The sequence below is a fragment of the Enterobacter sp. ECC-175 genome (genome assembly GCF_043968675.1).
GTDB lineage: Bacteria > Pseudomonadota > Gammaproteobacteria > Enterobacterales > Enterobacteriaceae > Enterobacter.
Genome location: NZ_CP143776.1, coordinates 774,680 through 787,641, shown reverse-complemented (window position 1 = coordinate 787,641; position 12,962 = coordinate 774,680). Strand labels below are relative to the sequence as shown.

The window sequence follows — 12,962 nt, the reverse complement described above, 5'->3', positions numbered from 1 at the left end:
TCGCAATATATTAAGTCGTCGATAGAAACATGCATTGTCAGGACAACCAGCAGTCAAACAGTGTGAAATGCTGCTGATGCCTTACAGCGCAAAAAGGCTGGTGACTAAAAAGTCACCAGCCATCAGCCTAATTTCTTAGGCTGCAACCAGAAAAGTTGGCTTATTTAACTTCAACTTCAGCGCCAGCTTCTTCCAGAGATTTTTTCAGTGCTTCTGCGTCGTCTTTGCTCACGCCTTCTTTCAGCGCAGCTGGAGCAGATTCTACCAGGTCTTTAGCTTCTTTCAGACCCAGACCGGTTGCGCCACGTACTGCTTTGATAACAGCAACTTTGTTAGCGCCAGCAGCTTTCAGAATTACGTCGAATTCAGTTTTTTCTTCAGCAGCTTCAGCCGGGCCAGCAGCTACAGCTACAGCAGCAGCAGCGGAAACACCGAATTTTTCTTCCATTGCAGAAACCAGCTCTACAACGTCCATTACGGACATAGCTGCTACTGCTTCAATGATTTGATCTTTAGTGATAGACATTTAAATTGTTCCTGAAAATCAGAATAAGTTTATACGTAAGCAAATGCTTTATAAAGATAACTGCGATTAAGCAGCTTCTTTTGCATCGCGTACAGCAGCCAGAGTGCGAACCAGTTTGCCAGCCGCAGCTTCTTTCATGGTTGCCATCAGGCGTGCAATTGCTTCTTCGTAGGTCGGCAGGGTTGCCAGGCGATCGATTTGCGATGCCGGGATCAACTCACCTTCAAAGGCTGCAGCTTTGACCTCAAATTTTGCATTCGCTTTCGCGAACTCTTTGAACAGACGAGCAGCAGCGCCCGGGTGTTCCATAGAGTATGCAATCAGGGTCGGACCAACAAACGTGTCTTTCAGGCACTCGAATGGAGTACCTTCAACTACGCGGCGCAGCAGGGTGTTACGAACAACACGCATGTATACGCCAGCTTCACGACCTGCTTTACGCAGTTCAGTCATTTTGTCTACAGTTACGCCACGGGAATCCGCAACTACTGCAGACAGCGCGCCTTTGGCTACTTCGCTGACTTCAGCAACAATCGCTTGTTTGTCTTGAAGATTTAAAGCCATTAGCTTTGCTCCTGGATGTTTGCCGGAACTCATGTTCCGGAACTCACTTCACTCTTCCAAACGGAGAGAGCGTCTTAATACGGTGAGCAGAAACAAGCCAGAGTATTCAAAAAATAATCTTAGCGTTCTGTCACCGTCTACGCAGGGGATTAAGTCTCTTGCGAAACACCTGCGGTCTTCGACGGAGGCCTGGATAGGCCAGGCTCCAACGAACAAATCTTTTAGCCGCTAACGTTTGTTAGCAAACGTGGGGGTAAGATTGTAGACAAAATCACCGCCCACGTAAAGGCATTAGTTTGCAGCAGCGCTCAGGCCAGCCTGGTCAACTGCAACACCTGCACCCATGGTGGTGGAGATGCTAACTTTCTTGATGTACACGCCTTTCGCCTGAGTTGGTTTTGCTTTTTTCAGCGCAACCAGCAGAGCTTCCAGGTTTTCTTTCAGTTTGTCAGCGTCAAAGTCCACTTTACCGATGGTGGTGTGGATGATGCCGTTTTTGTCGTTACGATAACGAACCTGACCTGCTTTAGCGTTCTTAACCGCTTCAGCAACGTTAGGCGTTACAGTACCCACTTTCGGGTTTGGCATCAGGCCGCGTGGACCCAGAACCTGGCCCAGCTGGCCAACAACGCGCATTGCATCTGGAGAAGCAATAACAACGTCAAAGTTCATTTCGCCTTTCTTGATCTGATCAGCCAGATCTTCCATACCTACCAGTTCAGCGCCGGCAGCTTTAGCCGCTTCAGCGTTTGCACCCTGAGCAAATACAGCTACGCGAACGGAACGGCCAGTACCGTGTGGCAGTACAGTTGCGCCACGAACGTTCTGATCGGATTTACGAGCGTCGATGCCCAGGTTAACGGCAACGTCAACGCTTTCAACGAACTTAGCAGTTGCCAGTTCTTTCAGCAGAGCGATAGCTTCGTTGATGTCGTACTGTTTGGTCGCATCAACTTTGTCACGGATCACGGACATGCGCTTGGTCAGTTTAGCCATTTCTTAGTCCTCCACTACCAGGCCCATGGAACGTGCAGTACCTTCGATTGAGCGAGTCATCGCTTCAATGTCGGCACCAGTCATGTCGGCAGCTTTGGTCTGCGCGATTTCCTGCAGCTGAGCGCGGGAAATTTTACCCACTTTGTCTTTGTTCGGCTTACCGGAACCAGACTTGATACCAGCCGCTTTCTTCAGCAGTACTGCTGCTGGAGGGGTTTTGGTAACGAAAGTGAAAGAACGGTCAGCGTAAACAGTGATTACGACTGGGATTGGCAGACCTTTTTCCAGGGATTCGGTTTTGGCGTTGAACGCTTTACAGAATTCCATGATGTTCACACCCTGCTGACCCAGAGCTGGACCAACTGGTGGACTTGGGTTCGCCATACCAGCTGCAACCTGCAGCTTGACGTAGGCTTGTACTTTCTTAGCCATTCTAAAATCCTCTGATTGGGTAATAGCGCCTCAGAGAGGCTCCCCGTGAATAAAAATCGTCTTACGGGCATATGCCCATAAAAACAAAAGGCGCGAAATTGTATTCCAATCTCGCGCCTTGTGCAACGATTAAATCGTCGCTTTTTTGATCGCTGCTTAGGCTTTCTCTACCTGGGCAAAGTCCAGTTCTACCGGGGTCGCACGACCGAAGATAGAGACGGAAACTTTCAGGCGGGACTTCTCGTAGTCCACTTCTTCAACCACACCATTAAAGTCAGCAAACGGACCGTCGTTAACACGCACCATTTCACCCGGTTCAAACAGCGTTTTCGGACGCGGCTTATCACCAACCTGCTGCAGGCGGTTCATAATCGCATCAACTTCTTTGTCGCTGATTGGCGCCGGACGGTCAGACGTGCCGCCGATAAAGCCCATCACGCGCGGTACGCTGCGCACCAGGTGCCAGCTCGCGTCGTTCATAACCATTTGAACCAGCACGTAACCCGGGAAGAATTTGCGCTCGCTTTTGCGACGCTGGCCGCCACGGATCTCAACCACTTCTTCGGTCGGGACCATGACATCGCCAAACAACTCTTCCATGTTGTGTAATTTGATATGCTCACGCAGCGACGTTGCTACGCGGCCTTCAAAACCGGAAAACGCCTGAACGACGTACCAGCGCTTTTTAGGGGCTTCAGACATCTCAGAACCTCAGGCCAGTGATAAAGGATACCAGGCGAACCAGAATACCATCCAGTCCCCACAGGATCAGTGACATTACAGCGGTAACCGCCGCTACAATCAGCGTGGTGTGCAATGTTTCCTGGCGAGTCGGCCAAATTACCTTACGGACTTCGGTACGCGCTTCGCGGGCAAAAGCGACTGTCGCTTTACCTTTTGTCGTCAACAGCGCGACACCACCCGCTGCAGCAATCAGAATTACCACTGCAAGCGCACGTAGCGGCAGCATCATGTCACGATAAAGATAGTTGCCCACGATCGCCACGATAAGCAGCACGGCTACAACTACCCATTTCATCGCTTCCAGGCCGCGCCCGCTTCCTTGAGCTTCGGTATTCGCACTCATAAACCAACCTGTCAGAAGTATTCTACAAACATTTTCACCCCGCGATCGCGAGGCAAACCAAATCGAAATGCGTATTCGCTTTTCGGATTATACGCTCTCTGCAGAGCCTGTCTCAGCAATGATTATGACAAAAATAATCACTGATGAGCCAGGTTCTGATGTGAAAGCGTGCAAAAAGGGCATCAAATGATGCCCTTTTATTGCGCATTGCGTCAAATATTATCAGCGATTAGCCGAGAACTTTAGCAACAACGCCCGCGCCAACGGTACGGCCGCCTTCACGGATTGCGAAACGCAGACCGTCGTCCATCGCGATTGGGTGGATCAGCGTCACAACCATCTTGATGTTGTCGCCTGGCATTACCATCTCTACGCCTTCTGGCAGTTCGATGGTACCGGTCACGTCAGTTGTACGGAAGTAGAACTGTGGACGGTAGCCTTTGAAGAACGGAGTATGACGGCCGCCTTCGTCTTTGGACAGGATGTACACTTCAGATTCGAACTTGGTGTGTGGCTTGATTGAGCCTGGCTTCGCCAGTACCTGACCACGTTCGATTTCTTCACGTTTGATACCACGCAGCAGAACACCAACGTTCTCACCAGCACGGCCTTCGTCCAGCAGTTTGCGGAACATTTCAACGCCAGTACAGGTAGACTTCGCAGTCTCTTTGATACCAACGATTTCAACTTCTTCGCCAACTTTGATGATACCGCGCTCTACACGACCGGTAACAACGGTACCACGACCGGAGATGGAGAATACGTCTTCGATTGGCAGCAGGAACGGCTTGTCAATCGCACGCTCTGGTTCTGGGATGTAAGAATCCAGGAAGCCAGCCAGTTCGATGATTTTCGCTTCCCACTCTGCTTCGCCTTCCAGCGCTTTCAGCGCGGAACCACGAACGATTGGGGTGTCGTCGCCTGGGAAATCGTACTGAGACAGCAGTTCACGAACTTCCATCTCTACCAGTTCCAGCAGCTCTTCGTCATCAACCATGTCGCACTTGTTCAGGAACACGATGATGAAAGGAACGCCTACCTGACGACCCAGCAGGATGTGCTCACGGGTCTGAGGCATTGGGCCGTCAGTCGCAGCAACAACCAGGATCGCGCCGTCCATCTGCGCAGCACCGGTGATCATGTTTTTAACATAGTCGGCGTGGCCCGGGCAGTCTACGTGTGCGTAGTGGCGAGTCGGGGTGTCATATTCAACGTGAGAGGTGTTGATGGTGATACCACGAGCTTTTTCTTCTGGTGCGTTATCGATCTGGTCGAATGCGCGAGCAGCACCGCCGTAGGTTTTAGCCAGTACGGTAGTGATTGCAGCGGTCAGCGTTGTTTTACCATGGTCAACGTGGCCGATAGTACCGACGTTAACGTGCGGTTTTGTACGTTCAAACTTTTCTTTAGACATCGATTGTCCCTCTAAGACACGGATAAATCGGTGATATCACCACATCAACCAGGCGAAATGCCTGAACTGTTGAATACATTTACATTGAAACAGAGAGAAAAGGGAGGAGAAGTGAAGTGGTGCTGATACCCAGAGTCGAACTGGGGACCTCACCCTTACCAAGGGTGCGCTCTACCAACTGAGCCATATCAGCACGTATTGGAGCGGGCAGCGGGAATCGAACCCGCATCATCAGCTTGGAAGGCTGAGGTAATAGCCATTATACGATGCCCGCATCCTGAAACTCGGCTACCCAGTTCTTTCTGTAACAAAAAAAGAGATTTCTCTCTTTTTAAGTTCGAGCTGGTCAATTTTTCCAACCAGCTCCGGCGGCAAATTCGCTGCCAGAAAGTGGTGGTGGGGGAAGGATTCGAACCTTCGAAGTCTGTGACGGCAGATTTACAGTCTGCTCCCTTTGGCCGCTCGGGAACCCCACCGGACTTGATGGTGCCGACTACCGGAATCGAACTGGTGACCTACTGATTACAAGTCAGTTGCTCTACCTACTGAGCTAAGTCGGCATCAAGTAGCGCGCATTCTATGGAGACATGCGCTGTCATGCAACTAAAAAATTGCACAAAACGTTCTTTCGCTCACATTTTATTCGAAAGGAGGGTTAGGCGCTGGAAATTCAGCCATCAGAGGTCAAATATTCAGCATGGAAGCCTGTATTAACCTGCATAAACCTTACCGTGACGGCTCACGCGTAACGCACCGCTTCCCATATTTTTTCTTATTATTCCTGTCATCTGGTGTTAACCTCCTGCCCATTGTCCAAATTAACTCTGTAATGAGTCATGACCCGGCTGTGTTGTGATGGCTCACTGAAGCATGCTTATGAGCAAAAAAGAGCAAACGTTAATGACACCCTATCTTCAGTTTAACCGCAGCCAGTGGGCCGCCCTGCGTGATTCCGTTCCGATGACTCTGACGGAAGGTGAAATCGCGCGGTTAAAGGGGATAAACGAAGATCTCTCCCTGGAGGAAGTGGCGGAAATCTATCTCCCACTCTCTCGCTTGCTAAACTTCTATATTAGCTCCAACCTGCGCCGCCAGGCGGTGCTCGAGCAGTTCCTCGGAACAAACGGGCAGCGCATTCCTTATATCATCAGCATTGCGGGCAGCGTTGCGGTAGGGAAAAGCACCACCGCGCGCGTGCTGCAGGCATTATTGAGCCGCTGGCCGGAGCACCGCAGCGTTGAGCTGATCACCACCGACGGCTTCCTGCACCCGAATGAAGTGCTCAAAGAACGCGGCCTGATGAAGAAGAAGGGCTTCCCGCTCTCCTATGATATGCACCGTCTGGTGAAATTTGTCTCCGATCTGAAATCCGGCGTGCCTCACGTAACGGCGCCCGTCTATTCACACCTGATCTACGATCGCATCCCGGACGGGGACAAAACGGTTGTACAGCCGGACATCCTGATTCTTGAAGGGCTTAACGTTCTGCAAAGCGGCATGGACTATCCCCACGATCCGCATCACGTGTTTGTTTCTGACTTCGTGGATTTCTCTATCTATGTCGATGCGCCGGAAGAGCTGCTGCAAAGCTGGTATATCAACCGCTTCCTTAAGTTCCGCGAAGGCGCCTTCACCGACCCTGATTCTTACTTCCACAACTATGCCCAGCTCTCGGAAGAAGAGGCGATCAATGTGGCAACGGGGCTGTGGAACGAGATTAACTACGTGAACCTGAAAGAGAACATTCTGCCGACGCGCGAACGTGCGAGCCTGATCCTCACCAAGAGTGAAAAACACGCCGTCGACCAGATTCGTTTGCGAAAATAATCTTGCAGTCATAAAAAAACCGGCTTATCGCCGGTTTTTTTCTTTACGCCTGCGGCTTCTCGCCGTTTTCATCCTGATCGACCGCGAAGCAGGCCACCAGCTGACCGCCGTAGTCCTTCAACTGCGGCTGCAGCTGCGTACAAGGGCCAAAGCGACGACGGCAGCGGGCGTTAAACGCGCATCCGGGAGGCGGATTGAGCGGGCTCGGCAGCTCGCCGGTCAGCTTAATGCGCTCACGGCGATCGTCCGGGTTCAGGCGCGGCGTCGCAGACAGCAGCGCCTGCGTATACGGGTGACGAGGATTATTAAAGATCTGGTCCTTGGTCCCCTTCTCCACGCAGCGCCCCAGGTACATCACCATCACCTCATCGGCAATGTGCTCTACGACTGACAGATCGTGGGAGATGAATACGTAAGACAGCCCCAGCTCCTGCTGAAGATCCATCATCAGGTTCAGCACCTGTGCGCGCACGGACACGTCGAGCGCCGAAACCGGTTCATCGGCAATCACCACGTCCGGGTCGAGCATCAGGCCGCGGGCGATGGCAATACGCTGACGCTGACCGCCGGAGAACATGTGCGGATAGCGATCGTAATGTTCGGTTTTGAGGCCGACCTTCGCCATCATCGCCAGCGCTTTTTCACGGCGCTGCTCTTTGCTCAGGGTGCTGTTGATCAGCAGGGGCTCTTCCAGAATCTGCCCCACCTTTTTACGCGGATTCAGCGAGCCGTACGGGTTCTGAAACACAATCTGGATCTTCTGACGACGCAGTTTTTGCGCCTGCGGGTCGTGCTTGAGCAGATCCTGTCCTTGATAGTAAAGCTCGCCGCCGGTTGGCGTTTCGATCATCGTCAGAAGACGGCCCAGCGTGGACTTTCCGCAGCCGGACTCCCCCACCACCGCCAGCGTTTTACCGCGCTCAAGGGTAAAGGAGACGCCGTCCAGCGCTTTAACCAGGCGCTCGGGCGCAAACAGGCCTTTCTTAACCGGGTAATGTTTTTTCAGGTCAATGGCCTGCAACAGCATGTGCTGCGTACTCATAGCGTTGGCCTCCCGGCATCATCGAGTGGGTAATGGCATTTCGACTGACGACCGTCAGCCAGCAGGTTCAGCTCCGGCTCTTCCGCACGGCATTTATCGGTGGCATACGGGCAGCGCGGATTCAGCAGACAGCCCTGCGGGCGGTCATATTTGCCCGGAACCACGCCCGGCAGCGAGGCCAGACGCGCTTTGTCCTGAGCAAACTCCGGCAGCGCACGCAAAAGCGCCTGCGTATACGGATGGCGCGGTGCGCGGAAGATATCGTGCGAGCTTCCGGTTTCCACCACCTGGCCTGCATACATCACGATGATTTTGTGCGCGGCTTCCGCCACCAGCGCCAGATCGTGCGTAATCAGCACCAGCGCCATGTTCTCTTTCTGCTGGAGCTCAAGCAGAAGTTCGATGATTTGCGCCTGAATCGTTACATCCAGCGCCGTTGTGGGTTCATCGGCAATCAGCAGCTTTGGTCGACAGGCAATCGCCATGGCGATCATCACGCGCTGGCTCATCCCGCCGGAGAGCTGGTGCGGATAAACGTCCAGACGCGATGACGGATCGGGGATGCCGACCAGGTTCAGCAGATCGATGGCGCGCTGACGCCGGGTTTTTTTATTACCGCCCTGATGCACCTTAATCGCTTCCATAATCTGGAAACCGACGGTATAGCACGGGTTCAGGCTGGTCATCGGGTCCTGGAAGATCATCGCCACTTCCGCCCCCACCAGCTGGCGGCGCTGCTTTTCAGAAATCCGCTTCAGATCCTGGCCGTTAAACTCAAGGTTTTCCGCCATCACGCGGCCGGGGTAGTCAATCAGCCCCATAATCGCCAGCGAGCTTACCGACTTGCCGGACCCAGATTCGCCAACAATGCCGACCACTTCGCCCTGATTTACGCTATAGCTGATGCGGTCCACGGCGCGAAACGGCGTGCCTTCGTCACCGAAGTGCACCGATAATTTATCTACATTTAATAACGCCATCTCGTGCCTCTTACTGCTTCAGTTTGGGATCAAGCGCATCACGCAGGCCATCACCCATCAGGTTAAATGCCAGCACCGTCAGCAGAATCGCCAGACCCGGGAAGGTGACGACCCACCAGGCGCTTTGTGCGAACTGCAACACGTCGGAGAGCATGGTGCCCCACTCCGGCGTTGGCGGCTGCGCACCCATGCCAAGGAAGCCAAGAGCGGCCATATCGAGAATGGCGTTAGAGAAGCCGAGCGACGCCTGTACGATCAGCGGCGCAAGGCAGTTCGGGAAAATGTTAACGAACATCTGGCGCATCGCGCCGGCACCCGCCACGCGTGAAGCGGTCACGTAATCGCGGTTCACTTCCACCAGCACCGCCGCGCGGGTTAATCGCACGTAGTGTGGAAGGGCCACAAAGGTAAGCGCCAGCGCGGCGTTACCTATCGAGGGGCCGAAGATCGCCACCAGCACCAGCGCCAGCAGCAGGCTTGGCAGCGCCAGCATGATGTCGACGACGCGCATGATGATGTTATCGACGATGCCGCCGAAATAGCCAGCAATCAGGCCAAGCACAATCCCCATGACCAGCGACAGCACAACCACCAGACAGCCGACCAGCAGCGAAAGCCGCGCGCCGTACATCAGGCGCGACAGCACGTCGCGACCTACGTCGTCAGTGCCCAGGAGATGCGTCAGGCTACCGCCCTCCTGCCAGGCAGGCGGCGCAAGCAGCGCATCGCGGAACTGGTCCGCAGGGTTATACGGTGCAAGCACGTTCGCAAACACCGCGATCAGAATCATGATGGTGACATAGGCCAGGCCTACCACCGCGCCTTTGTTGCGCTTGAAGTAGTGCCAGAACTCCTGCAGCGGGGTCATTGGGACCGGCGCCGCAACCACTTTATTTTCAGAAACGTGTGACATGATGGCCCCTTACTTCTTATGACGAATACGCGGGTTCACCACGCCGTAGAGCAAATCGACCAGCAGGTTGACGAGGATAATCATCGTCGCCACCAGCAGTACGCCGCCCTGCACCACCGGATAGTCGCGGCGCTGCAGTGCGTCAATCAGCCAGCGTCCGAGGCCGGGCCAGGAGAAGATCGTTTCGGTCAGAATCGCCCCTGCCAGCAGCGTGCCCACCTGCAGGCCAATAACGGTAACCACCGGCAGCATCGCGTTACGCAGCGCATGAATGATGATGACGCGCATGCGGGTCAGGCCCTTTGCGCGCGCGGTACGAATATAATCTTCGCCCAGCACTTCCAGCATGGAGGAGCGGGTCATACGCACGATAACGGCCAGAGGAATCGTCCCCAGCACCATCGCAGGCAGGATCATGTGTGCAACCGCGTCGATGAAGTTACCCTCTTCGCCCCAAATCGCCGTGTCGATCAGCATAAAGCCGGTCAACGGATTGGTATCATCAAGGAAGACCATGTCGCTAACGCGCCCGGAGACCGGCGTCAGGTTCCACTGCACCGAAACCAGCATGATCAGCATCATGCCCCACCAGAAGATAGGCATGGAGTAGCCGGTCAACGCCAGGCCAACGGCCGTATGGTCGAAAATGGAACCGCGCTTCACCGCGGCCAGAACGCCCACGGGGATACCCACCGCGGTGGCAAAAATCATGGCGCAGACGCCGAGTTCCAGCGTAGCTTTAAAGCGCGGCACGAACTCATCCCACACCGGAAGACGGCTTTTCAGCGAAATCCCTAAATCACCGTGCATAACGCCCCATATGTAATGGAGATACTGCTGCCACATCGGCTTATCAAGTCCGAGTTCAGCCAGCAGCTGTGCATGACGTTCAGGGGAGATCCCGCGCTCGCCCGCCATGATCATCACCGGGTCACCGGGGATCATATGGACGAAGGCAAACGTGAGAAGGGTAATACCGATAAACGTGGGGATGACAAGTCCCAGACGTCGGAGGATGAACTGCAACATAACCCGGATTCTCTCTGATGACGCACGACCATTGGCGTGACGTCTGTATTGCTCACAAATGTAAATTCCCTCTCCTGCGGGAGAGGGTTAGGGTGAGGGATGCATGCACGCCCCTCACCCCTGCCCTCGCCCAAAGGGAGAGGGAGAACACCCTACTGATTATTCAACCGATACGTTTTCGAAGTGGTGTTTGCCGAGTGGGTCAACCACGTAGCCCTTCACTTCTTTACGCACTGGCTCGTACACGGTGGAGTGAGCAACAATCAGCGCCGGGGCCTGATCGTGCATAACAACCTGAGCCTGCTTGTACAGTTCAATACGTTTGTTGTGATCGTCGGTCGCACGCGCCGGCTGGATCAGGTCTTCAAACGGCTTGTAGCACCAGCGGGAGTAGTTGGAGCCGTCTTTCGCCGCCGCACAGCTGAACAGGGTCGCGAAGAAGTTGTCCGGGTCCCCGTTGTCGCCGGTCCAGCCCATCATCACCGCCTGGTGCTCACCCGCTTTGGCGCGCTTCAGGTACTCGCCCCACTCGTAGGTCACAATCTTGGCCTGAACGCCGATCTTCGCCCAGTCGGCCTGAACCATTTCCGCCATGCGGCGCGCGTTCGGGTTGTATGGACGCTGAACAGGCATCGCCCACAGCTCAACGGTAAAGCCTTTCTCCTGGCCCGCTTCTTTCAGCAGCGCTTTCGCTTTCTCAGGATCGTAGGTGTAGTCCTTGATGTCGTCGTTATAGCCCCACATGGTTGGTGGGATCAGGTTCTTCGCGGCAACGCCAGCGCCCTGATAAACGGCTTTGATGATCGCTTCTTTGTTTACCGCGTAGGTCAGCGCCTGACGGACTTTCACGTCATCAAACGGTTTCTTCTCGGTGTTAAAGGAGAGATAGCCCACGTTCAGGCCAGCCTGCTCAAGCAGGTTGATATTCTTATCCTGCTTCATGCGCGCAATGTCAGCCGGGTTCGGGTATGGCATCACCTGGCACTCGTTTTTCTGCAGTTTTGCGTAGCGCACGGAGGCATCAGGCGTAATGGAGAAGACCAGACGGTCGATCTTCGGCTTGGTGCCCCAGTAGCCTTCAAAGGCTTTGTACAAAATGCGGGAGTCTTTCTGGTACTGCAGCAGCTGGAACGGGCCGGTACCGATTGGGTTCAGGTCCACTTTTTCCGGCGTGCCGGCTTTCAGCATGTTGTCCGCATATTCTTTAGACAGAATAGAGGCGAAGTCCATGGCCAGGTCGGCCAGGAACGGGGCTTCCGGACGGGTCAGCACAAACTGAACGGTGTTATCGTCCACTTTCTTCACTTCGGAAATCAGGTCTGGTAAACCCATCCCTTCGAAGTATTCATAGCTGCCGCCGGACACTTTGTGGTACGGGTTCTGCGCGTTTTTCTGACGATCGAAGGAGAACACCACGTCATCGGCGTTCATGTCGCGCGTGGGTTTAAATTCCTTGCTGTCCTGCCACTTCACGCCCTGGCGCAGGTGGAAGGTATAGGTTTTACCGTCTTCGCTGATATCCCACTTTTCAGCCAGACCCGGAATCACTTCCGTGGTGCCGGTTTTAAATTCAACCAGACGGTTATAAATAGGTACGGAGCTTGCGTCGTACGTCGTACCAGAGGTGAACAGCTGTGGGTTAAAGCCTTCCGGCGAGCCTTCAGAACAGTAAACCAGGGTTTTTGCCTGTACGCTTGCGGCAACGGTCATGGCCACCAGGCTCAGACCAAGCTTCAGCATCCCTGACTTCTTCAAGGAAATACTCATTATTCTGCTCCAATGTGATGTTTTGCTTTGTTGTGTTACGCCGCCTGACCTTTATTTATTTTTTACCCGGTCCGGTCGGTGGTGCCCGAAGGCAGTAAAGGGATGGAGAATCCTTTCAGAAGTGCGACGGAGTTGCAGCGCAGATCGTCCCTGAAATGCCCCTCGTGCCCTACAATCTGTCAACAGAATGTGAAAACGTCAATACAGGTGGCGGGGATTTACGCTGAGTGTGAGAAACCGCAAACAAAGATTAAAAAAACTCTATACGCCGGTTTTCAGCAGGGAAATTTATGCTACTCCGTAACCTACAGCATAACTCTCTTCATATTTCGCAACATCCAGTGATTAACTTTTATTCAGATTGGGTAAACTTTCTTGCAGAATG

13 protein-coding genes and 4 tRNA genes are annotated in these 12,962 nt (G+C 53.8%); 1 reads left to right on the top strand and 16 read right to left on the bottom strand.

Going from position 1 to position 12,962, the window contains the following annotated elements; all coding sequences use genetic code 11:
* Nucleotides 1-160 precede the first annotated feature (160 nt).
* The 11 genes from rplL to V1599_RS03750 all read right to left on the bottom strand — a co-directional run bounded on the left by rplL (nt 161) and on the right by V1599_RS03750 (nt 5,579).
* Nucleotides 161-526 (bottom strand): 50S ribosomal protein L7/L12, encoded by a 366-nt coding sequence (gene rplL, locus V1599_RS03800; RefSeq protein ID WP_002445276.1) that lies wholly within the window; start codon nt 524-526, stop codon nt 161-163.
* A gap of 66 nt (nt 527-592) precedes the next feature.
* Complete coding sequence (gene rplJ, locus V1599_RS03795) at nt 593-1,090, bottom strand: 50S ribosomal protein L10 (RefSeq protein WP_112013161.1); 498 nt, start codon at nt 1,088-1,090, stop codon at nt 593-595.
* Nucleotides 1,091-1,381: 291 nt separating this feature from the next.
* Nucleotides 1,382-2,086, bottom strand: coding sequence for a 50S ribosomal protein L1 (gene rplA / locus V1599_RS03790; protein WP_006810530.1), 705 nt, complete (start codon nt 2,084-2,086; stop codon nt 1,382-1,384).
* A 3-nt stretch (nt 2,087-2,089) separates the two neighbouring features.
* Complete coding sequence (gene rplK, locus V1599_RS03785) at nt 2,090-2,518, bottom strand: 50S ribosomal protein L11 (protein WP_008503452.1); 429 nt, start codon at nt 2,516-2,518, stop codon at nt 2,090-2,092.
* A gap of 156 nt (nt 2,519-2,674) precedes the next feature.
* Nucleotides 2,675-3,220: a transcription termination/antitermination protein NusG gene (gene nusG / locus V1599_RS03780; RefSeq protein WP_106996043.1), complete on the bottom strand. Its 546-nt coding sequence runs from the start codon at nt 3,218-3,220 to the stop codon at nt 2,675-2,677.
* Between the two features lies 1 nt (nt 3,221).
* Nucleotides 3,222-3,605: a preprotein translocase subunit SecE gene (gene secE, locus V1599_RS03775; protein WP_003862342.1), complete on the bottom strand. Its 384-nt coding sequence runs from the start codon at nt 3,603-3,605 to the stop codon at nt 3,222-3,224.
* Between the two features lie 229 nt (nt 3,606-3,834).
* Nucleotides 3,835-5,019 (bottom strand): elongation factor Tu, encoded by a 1,185-nt coding sequence (gene tuf, locus V1599_RS03770; RefSeq protein ID WP_153689292.1) that lies wholly within the window; start codon nt 5,017-5,019, stop codon nt 3,835-3,837.
* Between the two features lie 117 nt (nt 5,020-5,136).
* Nucleotides 5,137-5,212 (bottom strand) — tRNA-Thr (locus V1599_RS03765).
* A 6-nt stretch (nt 5,213-5,218) separates the two neighbouring features.
* Nucleotides 5,219-5,293: transfer RNA gene (locus tag V1599_RS03760), tRNA-Gly, on the bottom strand.
* A gap of 117 nt (nt 5,294-5,410) precedes the next feature.
* Nucleotides 5,411-5,495 (bottom strand) — tRNA-Tyr (locus V1599_RS03755).
* 8 nt (nt 5,496-5,503) lie between these two features.
* Nucleotides 5,504-5,579: transfer RNA gene (locus V1599_RS03750), tRNA-Thr, on the bottom strand.
* Nucleotides 5,580-5,895: 316 nt separating this feature from the next.
* On the opposite strand from V1599_RS03750, the gene coaA reads away from it, so the two are divergent.
* On the top strand, nt 5,896-6,846 hold the full coding sequence (gene coaA / locus V1599_RS03745) for a type I pantothenate kinase (protein WP_112011964.1): 951 nt from the start codon (nt 5,896-5,898) through the stop codon (nt 6,844-6,846).
* A 43-nt stretch (nt 6,847-6,889) separates the two neighbouring features.
* On the opposite strand, the gene dppF is transcribed toward coaA, so the two are convergent.
* The 5 genes from dppF to dppA form a co-directional block, all read right to left on the bottom strand.
* Nucleotides 6,890-7,888, bottom strand: coding sequence for a dipeptide ABC transporter ATP-binding subunit DppF (gene dppF, locus V1599_RS03740; RefSeq protein WP_297120211.1), 999 nt, complete (start codon nt 7,886-7,888; stop codon nt 6,890-6,892).
* Entirely contained in the window at nt 7,885-8,868 is a 984-nt protein-coding gene (dppD, locus tag V1599_RS03735) for a dipeptide ABC transporter ATP-binding protein (protein WP_112011962.1), read from the bottom strand. Before dppD ends, dppF begins: the two co-directional genes overlap by 4 nt.
* Before the next feature lie 10 nt (nt 8,869-8,878).
* Nucleotides 8,879-9,781 carry a dipeptide ABC transporter permease DppC gene (dppC, locus tag V1599_RS03730; RefSeq protein WP_112011961.1) on the bottom strand — a complete coding sequence of 301 codons (903 nt, stop codon included), beginning with the start codon at nt 9,779-9,781 and terminating at the stop codon, nt 8,879-8,881.
* 9 nt (nt 9,782-9,790) lie between these two features.
* A complete protein-coding gene (gene dppB / locus V1599_RS03725; protein WP_112011960.1) occupies nt 9,791-10,810 on the bottom strand; it encodes a dipeptide ABC transporter permease DppB in 1,020 nt (339 codons plus the stop codon).
* Between the two features lie 159 nt (nt 10,811-10,969).
* Nucleotides 10,970-12,577, bottom strand: coding sequence for a dipeptide ABC transporter periplasmic-binding protein DppA (gene dppA / locus V1599_RS03720; RefSeq protein ID WP_112011959.1), 1,608 nt, complete (start codon nt 12,575-12,577; stop codon nt 10,970-10,972).
* Nucleotides 12,578-12,962 lie beyond the last annotated feature (385 nt).